Annotated in this window: 16 protein-coding genes and 1 pseudogene; 5 read left to right on the forward strand and 12 right to left on the reverse strand. The window is 51.8% G+C overall.

Annotation, left to right across the window (positions count from 1 at the left end; translation table 11 throughout):
- The first annotated feature begins 69 nt into the window (after positions 1-69).
- From JIN87_RS11705 to JIN87_RS11720, 4 genes are all read left to right on the forward strand, one after another.
- Complete coding sequence (locus JIN87_RS11705) at positions 70-1,632, forward strand: acyl-CoA carboxylase subunit beta (protein WP_234033363.1); 1,563 nt, start codon at positions 70-72, stop codon at positions 1,630-1,632.
- A 141-nt stretch (positions 1,633-1,773) separates the two neighbouring features.
- Positions 1,774-3,285 (forward strand): acetyl-CoA carboxylase biotin carboxylase subunit, encoded by a 1,512-nt coding sequence (locus JIN87_RS11710; protein WP_200355749.1) that lies wholly within the window; start codon positions 1,774-1,776, stop codon positions 3,283-3,285.
- A 5-nt stretch (positions 3,286-3,290) separates the two neighbouring features.
- Complete coding sequence (locus tag JIN87_RS11715; protein ID WP_200355750.1) at positions 3,291-3,788, forward strand: acyl-CoA carboxylase biotin carboxyl carrier protein subunit; 498 nt, start codon at positions 3,291-3,293, stop codon at positions 3,786-3,788.
- A gap of 345 nt (positions 3,789-4,133) precedes the next feature.
- Positions 4,134-5,642 carry a hypothetical protein gene (locus tag JIN87_RS11720; protein WP_200355751.1) on the forward strand — a complete coding sequence of 503 codons (1,509 nt, stop codon included), beginning with the start codon at positions 4,134-4,136 and terminating at the stop codon, positions 5,640-5,642.
- A 60-nt stretch (positions 5,643-5,702) separates the two neighbouring features.
- Here the strand turns inward: JIN87_RS11720 and JIN87_RS11725 are convergent, their stop codons facing one another.
- Positions 5,703-6,056 carry a hypothetical protein gene (locus JIN87_RS11725; RefSeq protein WP_200355752.1) on the reverse strand — a complete coding sequence of 118 codons (354 nt, stop codon included), beginning with the start codon at positions 6,054-6,056 and terminating at the stop codon, positions 5,703-5,705.
- A gap of 147 nt (positions 6,057-6,203) precedes the next feature.
- Between JIN87_RS11725 and JIN87_RS11730 the strand changes: the two genes are divergently transcribed.
- Positions 6,204-7,556: a glycoside hydrolase family 117 protein gene (locus JIN87_RS11730; RefSeq protein WP_200355753.1), complete on the forward strand. Its 1,353-nt coding sequence runs from the start codon at positions 6,204-6,206 to the stop codon at positions 7,554-7,556.
- 610 nt (positions 7,557-8,166) lie between these two features.
- On the opposite strand, the pseudogene JIN87_RS28930 reads toward JIN87_RS11730, so the two are convergent.
- From JIN87_RS28930 to JIN87_RS11790, 11 genes and pseudogenes are all read right to left on the reverse strand, one after another.
- A pseudogene (locus tag JIN87_RS28930) lies at positions 8,167-8,743 on the reverse strand (DUF1287 domain-containing protein); the annotation flags it as partial.
- A gap of 85 nt (positions 8,744-8,828) precedes the next feature.
- A complete protein-coding gene (locus tag JIN87_RS11745; protein ID WP_200355756.1) occupies positions 8,829-10,490 on the reverse strand; it encodes a TonB family protein in 1,662 nt (553 codons plus the stop codon).
- Positions 10,491-10,716: 226 nt separating this feature from the next.
- A complete protein-coding gene (locus tag JIN87_RS11750) occupies positions 10,717-10,911 on the reverse strand; it encodes a hypothetical protein (RefSeq protein WP_200355757.1) in 195 nt (64 codons plus the stop codon).
- A gap of 273 nt (positions 10,912-11,184) precedes the next feature.
- Positions 11,185-12,045, reverse strand: a complete 861-nt coding sequence (locus JIN87_RS11755) for an FAD-binding oxidoreductase (protein ID WP_200355758.1) — start codon at positions 12,043-12,045, stop codon at positions 11,185-11,187.
- An 83-nt stretch (positions 12,046-12,128) separates the two neighbouring features.
- Positions 12,129-12,365 carry a hypothetical protein gene (locus JIN87_RS11760; protein ID WP_200355759.1) on the reverse strand — a complete coding sequence of 79 codons (237 nt, stop codon included), beginning with the start codon at positions 12,363-12,365 and terminating at the stop codon, positions 12,129-12,131.
- 114 nt (positions 12,366-12,479) lie between these two features.
- On the reverse strand, positions 12,480-13,061 hold the full coding sequence (locus JIN87_RS11765) for an electron transport complex protein RnfA (RefSeq protein ID WP_200355760.1): 582 nt from the start codon (positions 13,059-13,061) through the stop codon (positions 12,480-12,482).
- Positions 13,051-13,707, reverse strand: coding sequence for an electron transport complex subunit RsxE (rsxE, locus tag JIN87_RS11770; RefSeq protein ID WP_200355761.1), 657 nt, complete (start codon positions 13,705-13,707; stop codon positions 13,051-13,053). The genes JIN87_RS11765 and rsxE overlap by 11 nt, the downstream gene beginning before the upstream one ends.
- Positions 13,707-14,381, reverse strand: a complete 675-nt coding sequence (locus JIN87_RS11775) for an RnfABCDGE type electron transport complex subunit G (protein ID WP_200355762.1) — start codon at positions 14,379-14,381, stop codon at positions 13,707-13,709. The genes rsxE and JIN87_RS11775 overlap by 1 nt, the downstream gene beginning before the upstream one ends.
- Positions 14,378-15,430, reverse strand: a complete 1,053-nt coding sequence (locus tag JIN87_RS11780; protein ID WP_200355763.1) for an RnfABCDGE type electron transport complex subunit D — start codon at positions 15,428-15,430, stop codon at positions 14,378-14,380. The genes JIN87_RS11775 and JIN87_RS11780 overlap by 4 nt, the downstream gene beginning before the upstream one ends.
- Complete coding sequence (rsxC, locus tag JIN87_RS11785) at positions 15,427-16,797, reverse strand: electron transport complex subunit RsxC (protein WP_200355764.1); 1,371 nt, start codon at positions 16,795-16,797, stop codon at positions 15,427-15,429. The genes JIN87_RS11780 and rsxC overlap by 4 nt, the downstream gene beginning before the upstream one ends.
- An 8-nt stretch (positions 16,798-16,805) precedes the next feature.
- Positions 16,806-16,997: a hypothetical protein gene (locus tag JIN87_RS11790; protein WP_200355765.1), complete on the reverse strand. Its 192-nt coding sequence runs from the start codon at positions 16,995-16,997 to the stop codon at positions 16,806-16,808.
- Positions 16,998-17,057 lie beyond the last annotated feature (60 nt).

The raw sequence follows: 17,057 nt of genomic DNA on the forward strand, positions 1-17,057 counted from the left end.
CGGGGCGTTGACCCGAATGACTGAATACAAATAGGGCCCGTCAACGCCGGGCCCCGAATCGATACGGTTATGCAACTGGAAGACGCTGAGAAACACGGAATAGAAGAAAAGCTAAATCGCTTGCGCGAAGCCCGCGCAGAGGCGGCGCTCGGTGGCGGAGTCGCTCGCATCGAGAAACAAAAGGCCAAGGGGAAGCTGACGGCTCGCGAGCGTATCGAGCTTCTTCTGGACGAGGGTTCGTTTCGCGAGCTCGACACCTTCGCGACGGGTGGTCGCGAAGGTGATGGTGTGTTGATGGGTGATGGAGTTGTAACTGGCTACGGTACGATTGACGGTCGTATCGTGTATGTATTTTCCCAGGACTTTACGGTCTATGGTGGCAGCCTGGGATTGGGGCATGCTAACAAGATCGTAAAGGTCATGGATCTCGCCATGAAAAACGGAGCTCCGATTATCGGACTCAATGACTCTGGCGGAGCGCGTATTCAGGAAGGTGTTGTTAGTCTCGCTGGATACGCGGATATTTTCCTCAAAAACGTTTTGGCTAGCGGTGTAGTACCGCAGATTTCCTGTATCCTCGGTCCTTGTGCAGGGGGGGCGGTCTACTCGCCGGCCATGACAGATTTCGTTTTCATGACCGAAGGTTCGAGCTACATGTTCGTTACCGGACCAGAAGTGGTGCGGAGTGTGACGAACGAAGAGGTCAGCTCTGAAGAGCTCGGTGGTGCGAGCACGCACAATTCGAAAAGTGGGGTGGCTCACTTCTCGGGTGCGTCCGAAGAGCATGTGCTTTATCTAGTGCGGAAGTTAGTCGCATTCTTGCCGAGCAATAACTTGGATGGCTCGCCGAAGCTGACTACCGAGGACGATCCGTTGCGGTCGGATTCCAAGCTCGATACGATCATCCCGGATAATCCGAACAAGCCGTACGACATGGTGGAGATTATCCAATCTGTTGTGGACCAAGGTGATTTCATGCAAGTGCATGAGCATTTTGCAGGAAACATCGTTGTTGGATTTGCTCGAATGAACGGCCAGACTGTAGGCGTAGTGGCGAACCAACCACAGGTGTTAGCTGGAGTCCTGGATATTGATTCTTCAACCAAAGCGGCTCGCTTCGTTCGTTTCTGCGACTGTTTCAATATCCCAATTCTCACTTTCGTTGACGTGCCCGGATTCTTGCCAGGTGTGAACCAAGAGCACGGCGGAATCATTCGTCACGGGGCGAAGTTGCTCTTTGCCTATGCGGAGGCGACCGTCCCTAAGGTGACGCTCATTACCCGAAAGGCCTATGGCGGCGCATACGATGTGATGAGCAGTAAGCATCTTCGCGGTGACATTAACTTGGCGTGGCCGGGAGCGGAAATTGCCGTGATGGGTCCTGAAGGAGCGATCAACATATTACACCGCAAGGAGCTGTTGGACTCGGAAGATCCCGAAGGCTTGAGATCCAAACTTGTAGAAGATTACCGCGAGAAGTTCGCTAATCCTTACGTGGCAGCAAGCTGGGGATATTTGGATGACATTATAGAGCCATCAGAGAGTCGACCGCGTATTATTAATGCGCTCGAGATGCTCCGGAACAAGCGGGACACCAATCCACCTAAGAAACACGGTAACATTCCACTCTAGGACGATGATGGTAGGGCTGACTGGCCCAGTCAGCCGCGCTGCAGGATCATGACATTGCGGCGGTCTGGGCCAGACCGCCCTACCTTTCGATAGAGTAATGGCTGATTTATAAGCGTTGTAGCTACAAAGAGATTTCCAATCATGAGTGAGGTATCCAGAATCTTAATCGCGAACCGTGGAGAAATTGCGGTTCGTATCATTAGAGCGTGCAACGAGCTCAATTGCTCAACTGTTGCCGTCTACTCGGAAGCGGACAGAATGCAGCCGCATGTTCGCATGGCGGACGAAGCCTATTGTATCGGCGCTGCACCCGCTTCGGAGAGCTATCTTCGCATAGACAAGCTTCTCGAGGTCACGAAGCGGTCAGGTGCGGATGCGATTCATCCAGGATACGGCTTCCTCGCTGAAAACGCTGATGCAGCTCGTGCATTTGAAGATGAAGGGATTGTTTGGATTGGTCCATCGGCTGAAGCGATTCATCTAATGGGAGATAAGCTCACAGCTCGTGCGTCTGCGATGGAGGCGGGAATTCCGCTTGTGCCAGGTATGCGGAAGAACGAGGCGATCAGTGATGATGATTTGATCAAGGGAGCCGAAGAGGTCGGATACCCGCTCCTTATCAAAGCAGCCGCCGGTGGCGGAGGAAAGGGGATGCGCATCGTGACGAAGCCAGAGGAGTTGGAGGAGGGCATCCGGATCGCTCGTCTCGAGTCACAGGCTTCCTTTGGCGACGATCGGGTTTATCTCGAACGTTTCGTGACTAACGCTCGGCACGTGGAAATCCAGATCTTGGGAGACCGCTATGGGAATATAATCCATTTGGGAGAGCGGGACTGTTCCTTGCAGCGTCGCCACCAGAAACTGATCGAAGAGTCACCATCGCCAGTAGTGGATCCTGAACTACGAGCGGCAATGGGGGAGGCTGCGCTCAAAGCCGCCCGTGCGGTAGGTTATTACTCAGCGGGTACGGTAGAGTTCGTTTTAGATAACAATACGAAGGAGTTCTTCTTTCTCGAGATGAACACGCGCTTACAGGTGGAGCACACGGTGACCGAGCGTGTAACCGGTATCGACATCGTGAAGGAGATGATTCGAATTGCCCAAGGAAAACGCCTATCGATTCGGCAGGAGGAAGTGGAATTCAATGGATGGGCAATTGAGTGCCGTATCCTTGCTGAAAATCCATGGCAGGGCTTTATGCCTTCGATCGGTGAGATCAGCGGATTCAGCCTTCCATCAGGTCCCGGTGTTCGAACGGATACTGGAGTGGGCCTGGGATCAGAAGTGACGCCGTACTACGACTCATTGTTGGCCAAGATCATTATTTGGGATACCAGTCGCGAAGAGGCCATTATAAGAACCTGTCGAGCATTGGAAGAATTCCAGATTGCTGGGATCGATACTACGATACCCTTTTATATTCAGCTCTTGAAGACGCCCGAGTTCATGGGCGGAGGCATCCATACCCGATTTTTGGAAGACGAGTATATGATTACGCAGGTCAATTCGCATGAGCGAGCCAAGGTGGCGGCAGTAGCGGCGACATTGTTATCTCATCAGAAAACCAAGAACGCCTTTGTTCTTGGCCGGAGACCTGTGGGAGAGAAGTGGCAGCAATATGCCCGGACCGTTCAACTAGCAGCGAGATTCTGATTGAGATGAAATACGAAACGACAGCTGGCGAAGAGTCCTTCGCAATCGATATCGAGGACGATGGTTCTTTGAGGTTTGATGGGGATCGTCTGGAATACGATTTCCAGGTAGGGAAGGATCCCAATCTGTATTCACTGATTCTCGACAACAAGTCCTACGAACTGCGAGTTGTCCCAGAAGGCGATCAGTACCGTGTCCTATTAAACGGCGAGAACATTCTTGTCGAAGTATTCGACGAACGGAGACGTCGCCTCGAAGGCGTGAAGGCGGTGCTTGGAGAGGCCGGTGGCGAACAACTTATAAAAGCGCCGATGCCCGGCCTTGTTGTAGATGTGCTCGTAGAAGCGGGCGACCCTGTTGTGGAGGGCCAAACGCTCGTTATTCTAGAATCGATGAAGATGCACAACGAGTTCAAAGCCAAGCGCGGCACTGTAGTGAAGCAAGTTTGCGTCAAAATCGACGACAAGGTGCAACGCGACGATACGCTCCTTATTCTGGAGTGAGTTTGTAAGCACAATCAAGTTGTGCGCTATTGAGCGATAGGACTTGTCCCATTTGGGAACCTTTGCGTTTATGTGTTGGTGTCTTTAGGCAGTCATAGAACGTATCAATGGTGCTTCTTCATTTTTTCTTTAGCGGGATTTGCATTTTCAGGTGATGCGGAAGGATCGAACACGGACGCTTGGGGGGCGCATGATGCTTCGCTCGTTTGTAGCGTATGTGAACCTGAATTGATGCAGGTTTCGTCCGTTCGTTCGGAAGTCTTTCAGGAGTGGCAGGTTTACCCGTCTGCGACTTTCATTGATTCAAATGAGCCGATCTATATTCGATTGAGACCCAATCGGCCCGTGAAAACAGCAAAGCTCGTTTTCCCAGGGGACTCGTTTGAAATGCCGGAAGACTTAAACTTCCGGGATGATGGAAATAATGGAGATGCCTTAGAGGGAGATGGGGAATACACGCTTGGACCATTTTTCTTGAGAAAGGAGCATCTTAGCCAAGATAACCTCCCCCATGATGTATCGTTTGGGAGAATACAGGTAGTGGGGGAAGATGATGTTTACAGCACTTCGATCATTGAAACTACTCTTGGCGTTTTACCGTCTGGATTCAAGTTGTCTCCTGTAATTCCCATTCGAGAAGACGCCCAGTTGACGAGCCATTTGCTTAACGTGTCGAAGGACGGCTTTTCAACGCAGGAATGGTTCAGAGGAGTGGATACTGAGTTGTTGTTTGATTACCTTGAGACCGTTTATGAAATCGTTGAGGATGACTACGATTTTATTATATTGCTTTCATCCGGCAGGCTGGAGCGAGTTTATGAGTATCTAAATCGAAATTCGGTTTCTGGTATGGGCCTGACAGTTCAGGCGGCTCCGTTCGTGGGAGACTGGGATCAAAGTGATTTTTACAGCAGCGATGGGACGCTTCAGGCACTTTGCGCGCTAGATTACCAATCGAGGGGGATGATTCCTTCTACCCTTGTTCATGAAATGCTGCACCGATGGGCCGCTTATTTTGATACCTCTTTAGAGGTACGAAATCCGACTGCTCACTATGAGTGGAAAACGAATGCTGCGAGTCTTTTGGGCGGTAACTTTTGGGAGCAACAAGAGGACGGAACGTATTTGGTGGATGGAAGTATTGGCCGAGGCGGAGCTTATCGTGCGAGTCCGGTAGACCTGTTTTCAATGGGATTGATTCCCCCTGAGGATCTTCCAGATTTGTTGTATGCTCCGACATCGATCGGAAATGTGGTAAGGGCTGAAGATATAAAGAGGACGGTAACAGCCGAAGACATTTTAAATGCTCAAAAGCCTCACGCTCCCAATTTTGAGAATCCACAAAAGCGCTTTCGAATCTTGTTTGTTATCGAAAGCAAAGGTCGTTTGCTAACTGAAACGGAAATGAACTACTACAACGCTTTTGTGGCTGAAGCGATGAGGATTCTGGACCCGTTAGAGGAGGATCCCTATGTATCGAATCGATGGGTACCGATTACAAGGTTCTTTGGGGATTCCGTGAGTTGGAATCCGTCGATTGCCTTACGTCCCGCTTTTTATGACAACGGATTGGACCACGATGGTGATGGTATCTCCACAATGCTCGAAGTTAAGGTGGGTACGAATGCATTCAGTAAATCGTCAAAGCCAAGAGTTTGGTTGGGAGCGGATGCTGACGGAGTATCGCTCAACGTGAGTCCGCCTGAGAATCTTGATGAAATCGAGTTGGAATCCAGTTCCGATCTCGAGACTTGGATTCCGTTTGTAGGGGATTTTGTGCGTGCTCCAGATGACAGAACTTCTACTGTGCCGTTAGAAAGTTCCCAATTCGTTCGGTCAAAACCAAAGGATTGAGCGAAGATCTAAGTTTAACGTCGGCTTGCTCCTAGCGAGAAAGGAAAAACATCCGTTTCGCTACTTCACCATGTCTACCGGGCCATGATCATCGCAATGATCGCCGTGCTGGTGGTGGAGGCGTCCATCTACGATGTAGTCGATATGGTCTCCGTGTGGGACAGCCTCGTGGCCGCAGCCCGGGCCATGCACGTGCCCGTCTTCGTGGTGAAGGTGGTTCACTCCAGAGCATCCGCTGGGGTTGTCTTTGGTGACGGGCAAGACGTGTTCCTCCACTGAGCCATCCTTGTTTTGGTGGTGAAGGTGCCCGTCATGGAGATAATCAACATGATCTCCGTGGCGGATGGCGGTGTGTCCGCAACCTTCGCCATGTTGATGTTTATGACTTTCGTTTGAGGTGTGCTCCTTGCTCATGCGAGAGGTTATCCTAAAAACGAGAAATGGCAATTTTCGCTCTGATTGAGTCTGAGAAAAGATAGACTCTTTTCGCATCTGGAATTTTTGATTGGAATGTTGCATACAATCCAGTCTGTTTGAGTGCTTTTCAATCGTAGCCTCAAAATGAAGAAATTGCTTGGTATCATGGCAGTCGTGTCCGCGTCTATGGGTTTAAATGCAGAAAATGGGTCTCCTGACTTTTCAGGTGTAGTTAAGAACGCCGAGACAGGGGAAGTTATTAAGAATGTCCGTGTCGCGGATCAGAACGGCGAGGAGTTTGACATGACAGACTCGCAAGGGCGGTTCTCTTTTTCGGTAGACGGAGCAAAGCCTCGAATCCTGGTATTCGAGAACGTTCAGTACTTGATTGAGGAGAAGGAGGCTTCGGATTTCGAGGGAGGCTCAACTGTCGAGTTGCGTCCTCGTAAGATGAGTGCGGCCACGGCTCGCTGGCTCGAGTACCTGGAAAGCGAGGAGGCTTACAATACGCTGAATTTCTCAGAGGAGGACGGTTGGGAAATCGAGTTTGAAGAGGAGAACCTAAAGGGGGATCTTGCTCCCGATCCGGATCTCGTTCGACGGGACCCGAGCGCGGTGATCAAGGTCGACGATCTCTACTACGTTTATTACACCCGCGGAACGCGTGTCCGTGAAGATGGAAGTGAGAAGTTCTTCCCATGGGATGAGTGCGATCTCTGGTACGCGACTTCGAAGGATGGCTGGGAATGGAAGGAAATGGGACCTGCTGTGGAGCGCGGACCCGCGGGATCATACGACGAACAGTCGGTGTTTACTCCGGAGGTGCTCGCCCACGACGGAAAGTTCTACCTCGTCTATCAGTGCGTGGTGAATCCTTATGTGCATCGTGTGAAAGAGACTGTCGCCATGGCGGTGGCGGATTCGCCAAATGGACCTTGGCGGAAATCGCCGAAGCCTATCCTGGAGCCCGTGAGCAACGGCAAATGGGATCCGAATGGGGGAGACGCAGATATTCTGAGATTAGGTAACTTCGATAGTCACAAGACGCATGACCCTTGCTTGATGTTCTATCGCGACAAATTCTACCTCTATTACAAAGGTGAGCGTATTGGGGAGCAGCGGATTTTTGGTCAACGCGAGATCAAGTGGGGCGTGGCGATTGCCGAAAATCCAGAAGGTCCGTACGTGCGATCAGAATACAATCCGATAACGAATAGCGGCCATGAAGTTTGCGTATGGCACTACAATGGTGGTATTGCATTGATACATACCGATGATGGCCCTGAGCGTCACACGGTGCAGTGGGCTCCGGATGGTATCAATTTCGAGATCACTGGACGTATTGGTAAGACTCCGAAGGCCTTCGGGTTGTATAGGGGCGGTGATCACGATAAGAAACCGACTGAGGGCATCCGCTGGGGCCTGTGCCATCGCTATGGTGGTGGCTTCTGGCGGACCAGCTACAACTACATTCGTCGCTTTGATGTGAAGGAATAGGACGCTTGGGAATTACTATGGATGATGATCGCTGCGTGAGCAATGATGGCTCTGCCAACATGATACTTTGGGCTAGATGCCTATAGATCATGCTGGCGAAGCCATCTTGGTCAGGCACTTGTGACGGATCATCATCCAATAAATCCGTATCCATGCTTCGTTCGTTAGCCAGTGAACGAAATCGAAAAGGTGATTTAGTTAACACTCGTTCGCTTCGCTCTCTAGATCCTGTCTGCGACCGGGCAGGATCGCTTCGCGGCAGGATGTTTGTAGGTCGCCGCGGTGAGGCGACATGTGTGGCAGTTTTCTACTTTTTTGAACTCAGCTAAGAACCATGGCCGTTGGGACTACCGAGCAAAGCGACATAGCAACGCGCTCACGGCCGCTACCCTTAGGGGATGCGGAGTTTTTGTCCTTTGCGGATGAGGTCGGGGCTACTGAGTCTGTCTCGGTTTGCCTCGTAGATAACCACCCATTTGTTTGGAGTGCCGTAGAAGAGTTTTGAGATTCCTGAAAGAGTGCCTCCGTCGTTTTGACTGCCGACCGTGTATTCTTTTTTTTGTGACGATTCTAACTCTGAAGTCGTGTGCACGTTCATAGTTGAATTTGATATCCTATAGTGTCCCGTAATTGGAAACGAGAAGAGTCGATCTTCTTCTAGGGTGCCGGAACCTATGTTGTGGATGACCAGTGGAGTTTCGTTTGAAGTACGTCTGTCGCTGACCACCATAATGTGAGGGAGTTTGCCCGCGACCGTACAGGTGACGAGATCTCCCGGCAAATAATCGGAGGGATCTTGTGTTACCGGAATCTGGAAGCCTTGGCGGGAGAAAAAAGGTACGAAGGTTAGGGACGCGTCTGTGGTCTATGTTTCTGTCCGGACGGGAGAGTCCCCAGTTTTGTGGGTACCTTGAGAAGTTGCTTCTCATATCTTCGTGTACTAACTGCTGGAGATCGTAATTGAGGGCATCACGTAGTGATCTTATGACTACGTCAGTACAAACGCCTGACTCGATTGGAACATCACCTCTAGGGTAGGCAAGAGAACGATAGCTTGGATCGTAGTTGATTGTTCGGCCGATTTGGGTACGGGCCGCCGAGCTAATGTCTCTGTTATCCGCGTATAGCGTAGTGACGAAAGCGAAATAGACGAAGAGAAAGCAGTAACAAAGAGGGACTCTGGGCATTGGCAAGTGGAGTTGAGGCAATGACAGCTCTGATCGCGAGTAGATGAACGTTGTTCCAGTATTCGCCAGAAAAGACAGCCCGATATCATCCTGGATTGAACTGTATACGTTGCTTGACCTTAAGCTCTATGGGTGTGCCATTTTTTTCGGCGGGTTTGAATCGCCACTTTCTGAGAGCTTCAACCGTGGGCGCCTCAAAGGCTGGATGGCTCGAGCTGATTATATCAATGTCCTTTGGTCGTCCGTTTACGTCGACGATCCAAGTAATGTCTACAAAACCCTCTGGTTTTTCACGGCGTAGGCTTTCCGGGTATTTGGGTTTTTCGCTTCTGAGCAGTCGAGGAGCTCGGTCTGGTTTAATGGCAGCCGATTCAGTGGAAGGTGATTGAGCGAGCTCTCTTGGCGGGAGTTGGATTGAGTTTCTACGCTTGATGGTTTCGATTTCATCGATTCGAGCGAGGTCGACCTTTATTCGATCGGAAAGGACCGGGTCTTCGGAAATCCCTTCGAGAGACTCTCGGGCTTTCTCAAAATCTCCTTCGTCCAGCGATTCTTCGACTGCACCTGCTGCGAGTTCGTACGCGTATTCAGAATTTAAATTCGAAATTAGACTGAGTTGGAATTCCGTGAACTGAGAATCGTCATATAGTGAACCTAAGGTTTTTAGGATGTTCCTTGCTTCGAAGGTGTCACCGATTTCGAGGGCGTATTCGGCCCGTTCGAAAAGGTCTTTGGTGCGTAGCTGCTTTAACTCTTCCAGTTTTGCTTTCGCTTGTTCAGCGGTGTGAGGATTTGCGGAGAAGGGAGTTAGCAGATCGATCGCTTCATCATAGTTCCTCTTGATCGCTGCTATCTCTGCTTCTAATTGGGTTTTGCTGTAGGCTTGTTCTGCGGTGAAGCGATCGAACGGAATCTGGTAGAGTTCCTTCTCTGACTGGGCTACTGTGGAAAGGTTGGAGAGTTCCTTAGGTTGCGCGTTTTCGAAGGTGGCGATCGCCTGAGATAGATTTCCGGCCTTTTCAAACCGATTGGATTCTTCGAGTTTTTTGAAAGCCGATTGCTGGTTTATATATTGTTGTAGCCACGATACAAATACGTCGTAGCGACTCCTCTGGAACTGAGCAATCGCGATGCTTGCCTCGTCGGCATTTTGTTTGGTAACGCGCTCCGCCCCTTGGAGATCTCTGAGTGTTGCCTGTGATTGCTCAAGTTTTTGCAGTAGCGGCAATAGAGTGTCTTCGAATGGTTTGCGGACAAGGTTCAGTTCGGCTTGCAGGTTCTGTTTTTGAAGCTCTTCCGCTCTTTTCGTTTCCAGAAGCAGTCGTTCTGCATCGGCCGCTTGGGCCGCTTCTCTTAGGATTTGTTTATTGGCTGAGTCTTGATTCCTCCATTGAAGAAAGACGATTACGAAGCAGGTGCTTGCCGCTAGAGTGAGAACAATCCAGAGGATGGGCTTATCTTTGGAAGCGGGTGTTTTCTGAGATTCTAAGGGCTCTGGTTCGGAGGGAGATTTATGTGTGCTGGCTAAAATTGGGAGTTCTTGGACATCGATTTCGGACTCGATAACTTCTATCGCTTCGTCAGTGCGGGTTAAGGCTTCGGAGTACTTTCTCTTCAAGCCTTCGGTGGGAGCGTTCTCATGTTTTTCCTTAAGCTGTGCCCGAACGGCGTCATAGACACGACGCCGCTCGGACTCTGATTTCCCTTTTTCCAGCCCCAACGCTTTGTACGCTTCTGATAAAGTCATGATTCCGTGACTTCAGACGCAAGGAGCCAGAGCCTTATTCAGGAAAAGTTCCGAAAAATTGGCGATGTGGTATTCGGGATGATGATCCAGCTTCGCTGGAGCATGATGCGGTGCAGCATGACAATAACGATTCGTTATCAAGCAATCATGTTGGTCCAAGGCCATCAAGCTTCGGCGTAGCCGAATCATCATTCAATGAAACCTTAGTGCTTGTTAAGCAGGTTTACTATTCGTGGGCTACGTTTTCCTCTTCGCGGAGTTCGGCGAGCATTTCGTCTACGATGTCGTCCGGAAGGTCTGGGAAAATCGGAGTGTTTGGCTCCGAGATTCTGGACGTTTTGAGACGACTAACCGGGGTGTGCTTGCTGTGTTTGCGAGATGAGGAAAGGCCGCCGCAATTAAGTCTGGGGTCTTCTTTCATACTGCAGATATCCTAGTATAGAGTATCGACAGTGTTAGGCGGTATACAATCGTATATGGCCTAGGACTAGTGTGCGGTATCAATAAGTATGTCTGTTGATCCGACTGATAAGGAGGCGTTTAGCGAAATGCTAATTTGGGAATCAGGGGTTCCGCTTTGCGGAAACAGGATGGCCTGTGGCCAATTGAATTTTCTGCTCCTGAGTTTACAAAGAACCTGCTCACGCGTAAGCGTGATCCTGTTTGCCAAAGGCAATCCCTGTTTATCGATCTTCTACTCGTAGAGCAGCGTTGACCAGCGGCCGTCGGCTACGATCTCGGCTTTCTTGGCTTCCCATTGCTCGGTCGAACCTGCGGCCTTGGCGAAGGCTTTATCGAGGCTTTCTTCGAGGGCGCTGATGCCAGAGATATAGACGTGGGTCTTGGGATCCTGGATCATCGTCCAGGCTTCGTCGACATTGTCAGCGAGCGTGCGGTCGAAGTCGACGGGTTCGTCGAAATGTGGGCGCGGGCTGACTGCTTCGAAGGCTTTGAAGGTTTCTTGATCGTAGTAGTTGGCTAGGTCGCGGTTTTGCTCGTTTTGGTAGAGCAAGTCCATACCGGTGCGCGCTCCGTAGAAGAGACGTACCTTGCCGGTCCACTCCTTGCGGTCTTCGTACATGTATTTGATGAAAGCACGGAACGGGGCGATGCCGGTGCCGATACCGATCATGAGGAGATTCGCGGACGAATCGCGGGGTGGTACGAATTGGCGGCCGTAGGGGCCGGCAAGCGAGATTTGATCACCTGGCTTAAGATTGCAGAGGTAGTTGGAGGCTACCCCTGGGAAGCGCTCGCCGCTAATGGGGTCTATGTAGAAGCAGCGGCGAACGCAGAGGGAGATTTCATCGGGGTGGTTGGCTTCACCTTCCCGTGAACTCGCGATCGAGTAGAGCCGGACGTGTTGCTCGTTACCGAACTCTTTGCTGCCCGGGGCAATGACCGCAACGCTCTGTCCTTCGATGAAACGGAAGGACTCGTTTCGGATGCTGAGGTTGATGTGCCGCACCTCTGCCGTATTGGAATGTGTAATACGGTCGGACTTGGTAACGGTGGCGGTGAACGGGTGGCTTATGTCGTATTCTGCGAGTTTCATTTTGTTAAAAGCTGAAGGCTGAGGGCTAGTGTTTTTGAAATTCATTTTTGCCTACCAAGGGCACGAAGGTTCACGAAGTTATTTTAGTGGACGTGAGCCTCTTCGTGATTCTCTGTGTCCTTGGTGGGCGAAATATTTTCTTTCTTTGGGCAATTTCCGTTTTTGCCGCAGAGGCAGAGTAGGCAGCTTCCACCTTCTTCGCGTGCAGGGCCAAGCTCCGGATGCCGGGCAGCGAAGAGTCGGGATAGGTGCTGTACTAGGATCCATCCTAGCATGAGCAGGAGGATGACCGTGACTGAAATTGCGAGTTTGAGAATCACTTGAAGGTTAGGGTAGGGCTCTCTCGCCGAGAGAGCCGCGGTAGTTTTGATCAGGTTGTTGCGGCGGCCTCGGCGATGCCGCCCTACCTTTTGATGTATTGGAAATCATAATATCTATCCGCCTAGTCCGGCGAAGCCCATGAAGCTGAGGGAAAGAAGGCCTGCGATCATAAGACTGAGGGCGGCTTGAGTGACGGTGTCGGGAATCTTAGCGAGTTCGAGCTTCTCGCGCAAGCCTGCCATGAGGATGAGAGCAAGAGTGAAACCGGCTCCGGCTCCGAGAGCGAAGGCGAGACACTGTGTGAAATTGTAGGAACGATTGGTTTGGAAAAGGGCCAAGCCAAGGATCGCACAGTTTGTGGTAATCAGCGGTAAGAAGATGCCGAGCGTACGGAATAGTGAGGGACTGAACTTTTTGACAAACATCTCAACCAGCTGCACCGATGAAGCGATCACCGCGATGTAGGAAATGAGCCGTAGGAATTCGAGCTCGTACTTCACGAGAACAATGTTGATCCCGAAGGCGCACATCGAACTGACGAGCATGACGAAGACAACGGCGAGTCCCATGTTCCAGGCCGTTGAGATCTTGGCCGAAACCCCGAGGAAAGGGCAAAGCCCGAGAAACATGGCCAACACGAAATTGTTGATCAAAAACGCGTTGAGGAAAATGAATGCGTGAGAATCAGGCTGCATGTTTTTTCTCCTCCAATGTAGTTGCGGCTGCACGACGCTTGCGGACGTATGAGAAGAGGAAGAGCCAGAAGGCTAGGACGAAGAAACCTCCCGGTGGCAAAGCGAAGACCGCCCATGGCTGGAAGTTTGGTCCAAAGAGATCCATGCCGAAGAGAGTACCGAATCCGAAGACTTCGCGAACCACACCTAGGCAGAGGAGAGCTACGGTGAATCCGATTCCCATGCCGAAAGCGTTTACGAAGGAACTGACCACTTTGTTCTTCGAAGCGTAGGCTTCCGCACGACCGAGTATCACGCAGTTCACTACGATGAGCTGGATGAATGCTCCGAGCGCCTTGTGGAGATCGAGGCTGATCGCCATGATTGCGTAGTCGGTAATCGTTACGAAAGTCGCGATGATGATGATGTAACACGCGATACGGACCTGCTTCGGGATGACGTTACGTAGCAAGGAAACCAATACGCCGGAGCAGAGAAGCACGAACATGGTGGCCAGTCCCATGGCGAGGGCGTTGGTCGCTGTGTTCGTGACCGCTAGCACCGGACAGAGGCCCAGTAGCATCACGAAAACGGGATTCTCTTTCCAGATGCCCTGAGTGAGTGTTTCGAGGGAAAGCTTAGCGGGTGCTCTTGGATCGGCTGGCATTAGCTGTCTCCTTTCTTTTCGAGCAGTGCTTGGTTCTTCGCGAGATCGGGAAGCATAGCGTTGGCGCTTTGGTTGAGAGCGTTTCCGATGGCTTTGGAGGTGATCGTGGCACCGGAGATACCGTCGATCTCCCAGGCGTTTACCTTTTTGCCATTTTTGACGGTGATGATGTCGTTCGCGAGACTGCTTAGATCAGCGTTCAGGCTAGCGTCGAGGCAGTCGAAGTTTTTGAGGAAGTCAGCATCGGTTTCGATCTTATCACCGATACCCGGTGTCTCGGTACTCTGCAGGACGGTGAAGCCTAGGATGCACTGATTCTTGGGCTCGTAGGCGTAGAGGATTCGTACGACGTCGGAATATCCGCGGGCAGAGGCTTCCATCGCGATGCCGACTAGTTCGCCCGCGTCGTTGTATCCAGCGAACACATTCGCTTGGCTGAACTCTTCTGCAGTGAGCGATGTTAGCACTCCATCTTGTAGGAGAAAATTTCCAGCGGAGGTCGCTTCGGGGAGAACTGCGAAGATCGCTTTTTCCAAAGCTTTCTGCTTGTTTAGTGCGATCCGAGGGGCGGTGACTTGGAAGGTCACTGCGACCAGCAAGCCTGACATCATCGCGATCAAAGCGAGGGCGGTGATGAGCTTGCTGCTTTTAGGCATGGTGGGTGCTTCGCTCATTTGGCTCCTTTCTTTACGTAGCCGTACTTGCGAGGCTGGGTGACAGAGTTGATGAGCGGCGAACAAGCGTTCGCGAGCAGGATGGCGTACATGACTCCTTCGTTGAGACCGCCGAAGAGGCGAATGATGATTGTGAGGAATCCAATCATGCCGCCGTAGATCCAAATCCCGAGCGGGGTCACGGGCGATGCCACCATGTCAGTTGCCATGAATACAGCTCCAAGCATCAGCCCACCCGAGCAGAGCATGAAGATTGGTCCCGGATACTGAGTGGAGTCGATCAGGTAGAAGAGTCCGGAAGTGAGCGCTGCCACGAAGAGGACCGCGAAGGCGATCTTCCAATCCATCATCTTGCGGTAGACAAGGTAGAGACCGCAGATGAGAATGAGCAGTGCGGATGTTTCACCGGCAGAGCCAGCTGTTGAGCCGATCGCCAACTGTACCGAATCCGTGGAGATTTGCTCGAACTTCATCAGCGCTAGAGGAGTAGCGCCGGTGAAGCCGTCTGGAGCAACGGAGGCGAGCCAATCGTTGATTGGTACTGGGCGGAGAAAAGGGATGGTGAGCGTAGAAGGAATAAACTCGGTGAAGCGGTTATCCGCCATGACCGGAGTCCAAGTCGTGATCGGTGCGGTGAAGGCAGCTTGTGCGAAGGCACGCCCTACCAGAGCAGGATTCATCACGTTGTATCCGAGACCACCGAAGAACATTTTGCCGATTCCAACACCTGCGATCGAAGCGACTGCAGCCATCCAGAGCGGGAAGCCTGGCGGTAAGGTCAGAGCGAGCAGGATACCGGTGATGGTGACACTCCAGTCGTTTACTGAGCTGGATCGTCCAGAGAGGCGGCAAATCGCGTGCTCGGTGGCGAGACAGGTGACAACGCAAGTGACGAGTAGCGCAAGTACGCTGATGCCGAATTGATAGACCGCGAAGGCGCTGATCGGTATCAAGGCGTACACTACGTTGCGCATGATCTCGTCCACTGCGGGGACGTGCCGCAAGTGGGGCGAGGTATGTAGGACGACTGATTGAGAGGCTGTACTCATGAGGCGTTTGCCCTTTCTCTTGCCGCTTTTTCGCGGAGTGAGGACTTGGCCACACGGAAATACTGTACGAGGGGGATTCCGCTGGGGCAGACGTAGCTGCAGCAGCCGCATTCGAAGCAATCCATAAGATGAAAGTCGCTTTGCATCTCGTCGTAGCGATGCTTGTTTGCCAACTTTCCGAGTTGGCTGGGGTTCAGATGCATTGGGCAGGCGTCGAGACATTGAGCGCAGCTTATGCAAGGATAGCTTTTTTGGTCGTGCTGTCCCTCCAGTATCGACTCGGTTAATACGAGTAGGCCGCCAGACCCCTTGGTAATTGGGACGTCCAAGGAGGAAACGGAGCTACCCATCATGGGGCCGCCCATGATCAGGCAGTTCGCACTGCCGCTGAAGCCTAGCTGATCCAGAATGAAGCGGATAGGGGTGCCAATTGGCACCATATAATTGCCACGTTTCTCGATTCCTGGACCCGTAATGGTGACGACACGCTCAATCACGCCTTGGCTCTTAGGAAGCAGTTCGCCGAGTTCCGCAGTGGAGGCAACGTTGAACACACCGCAGCCAACTGCAGAGGGGAATCCGCCAGAGGGAATTTCCAAGCCCATCAGAGCTTTGACCAGCATCTTCTCAGCACCTTGCGGGTACTTGGTCTGAACGGCTCGGACTTCGATGGAACCATCTTCAGGCAAGTGCTTCTGGATGGCTTCAACTGCGTTCATCTTGTTTTTCTCTGTACCGATGATCGCTTTTTCCGCACCGAGCGCCTTCATAAGGATCTTGGTACCTGTAATGAGATCCTCGGTACGTTCCAACATCACACGATGGTCGGTGGTGAGGAAGGGCTCGCACTCACAGCCGTTGATCAGCACAGTGTGTACAGTGTGCTCCTTGGGTGGAGAGAGCTTGACGTGCGTCGGGAAGGCGGCGCCGCCGAGACCGACGAGGCCGGTGTCTTGAACTGCTTGGATAATCTCTTGTTGAGACATCTCATCGATATCGCGTTCGTAGTAGTAGCCGACTTCCTGGCTGTCGCCGGGGTAGACTTCCAGTATGATCGAAGGCGTTTTCGGTCCCTTTGCCGTGGGCATGAGCTCGACTCGCTTGATGCGACCAGTGGCTGGTGCGTGAAGCGGGACGGACATGAAGCCTTTCGCTTTCGCAATCGGTTCACCGCGGACGACCTCTTGACCAGGATGGACGATCAGATCGGAGGGTGCTCCAAAATGCTGCGAGAGCGGGAGTACCAATTCCGGTGCGAAAGGAAGGCGCCGGATCGGGATATTCTCCGTGAAGTGCTTGTTTTCATCGGGATGAATCCCGTGTGAAAACGTGCCCTTGTGCAGAAGGTTGGAGATGAGATGGAACATAGAGTGGGCTATGACCGTTTGCGAGTTCGTGCGACTTTAGCCACGCGGCGTGAAGCTGCCTTGTCGAGCGTGCCTTGCGAGTAGTGATAGTACTCGAGGCCGACATGGTAGAAGGTTTGGTTGCGAAGGTCGTCCCGCTGGAATTCGCGTTCCGGAGGCGTCGCTCGGTCTTTGTCCTTTTGTGATTTTGGTGGCATCATATTTTTTCCCACGAATCTCACTAATCTTCTCGAATTCTTTTTAAGCTTTGAGTGATTGGA

Source organism: Pelagicoccus mobilis (assembly GCF_016595505.1).
GTDB classification, from domain to species: Bacteria; Verrucomicrobiota; Verrucomicrobiia; order Opitutales; family Opitutaceae; genus Pelagicoccus; species Pelagicoccus mobilis.

What these genes read in the sequence shown, in the direction of transcription:
- JIN87_RS11790 (WP_200355765.1), bottom strand. Translation starts at nt 16,997, where the DNA reads ATGATGCCACCAAAATCACAAAAGGACAAAGACCGAGCGACGCCTCCG.
- rsxC (WP_200355764.1), bottom strand. Translation starts at nt 16,797, where the DNA reads ATGTTCCATCTCATCTCCAACCTTCTGCACAAGGGCACGTTTTCACAC.
- JIN87_RS11755 (WP_200355758.1), bottom strand. Translation starts at nt 12,045, where the DNA reads ATGAAACTCGCAGAATACGACATAAGCCACCCGTTCACCGCCACCGTT.
- JIN87_RS11775 (WP_200355762.1), bottom strand. Translation starts at nt 14,381, where the DNA reads ATGAGCGAAGCACCCACCATGCCTAAAAGCAGCAAGCTCATCACCGCC.
- JIN87_RS11725 (WP_200355752.1), bottom strand. Translation starts at nt 6,056, where the DNA reads ATGAGCAAGGAGCACACCTCAAACGAAAGTCATAAACATCAACATGGC.
- rsxE (WP_200355761.1), bottom strand. Translation starts at nt 13,707, where the DNA reads ATGCCAGCCGATCCAAGAGCACCCGCTAAGCTTTCCCTCGAAACACTC.
- JIN87_RS11745 (WP_200355756.1), bottom strand. Translation starts at nt 10,490, where the DNA reads ATGACTTTATCAGAAGCGTACAAAGCGTTGGGGCTGGAAAAAGGGAAA.
- JIN87_RS11750 (WP_200355757.1), bottom strand. Translation starts at nt 10,911, where the DNA reads ATGAAAGAAGACCCCAGACTTAATTGCGGCGGCCTTTCCTCATCTCGC.
- JIN87_RS11705 (WP_234033363.1), top strand. Translation starts at nt 70, where the DNA reads ATGCAACTGGAAGACGCTGAGAAACACGGAATAGAAGAAAAGCTAAAT.
- JIN87_RS11715 (WP_200355750.1), top strand. Translation starts at nt 3,291, where the DNA reads ATGAAATACGAAACGACAGCTGGCGAAGAGTCCTTCGCAATCGATATC.
- JIN87_RS11710 (WP_200355749.1), top strand. Translation starts at nt 1,774, where the DNA reads ATGAGTGAGGTATCCAGAATCTTAATCGCGAACCGTGGAGAAATTGCG.
- JIN87_RS11780 (WP_200355763.1), bottom strand. Translation starts at nt 15,430, where the DNA reads ATGAGTACAGCCTCTCAATCAGTCGTCCTACATACCTCGCCCCACTTG.
- JIN87_RS11730 (WP_200355753.1), top strand. Translation starts at nt 6,204, where the DNA reads ATGAAGAAATTGCTTGGTATCATGGCAGTCGTGTCCGCGTCTATGGGT.
- JIN87_RS11765 (WP_200355760.1), bottom strand. Translation starts at nt 13,061, where the DNA reads ATGCAGCCTGATTCTCACGCATTCATTTTCCTCAACGCGTTTTTGATC.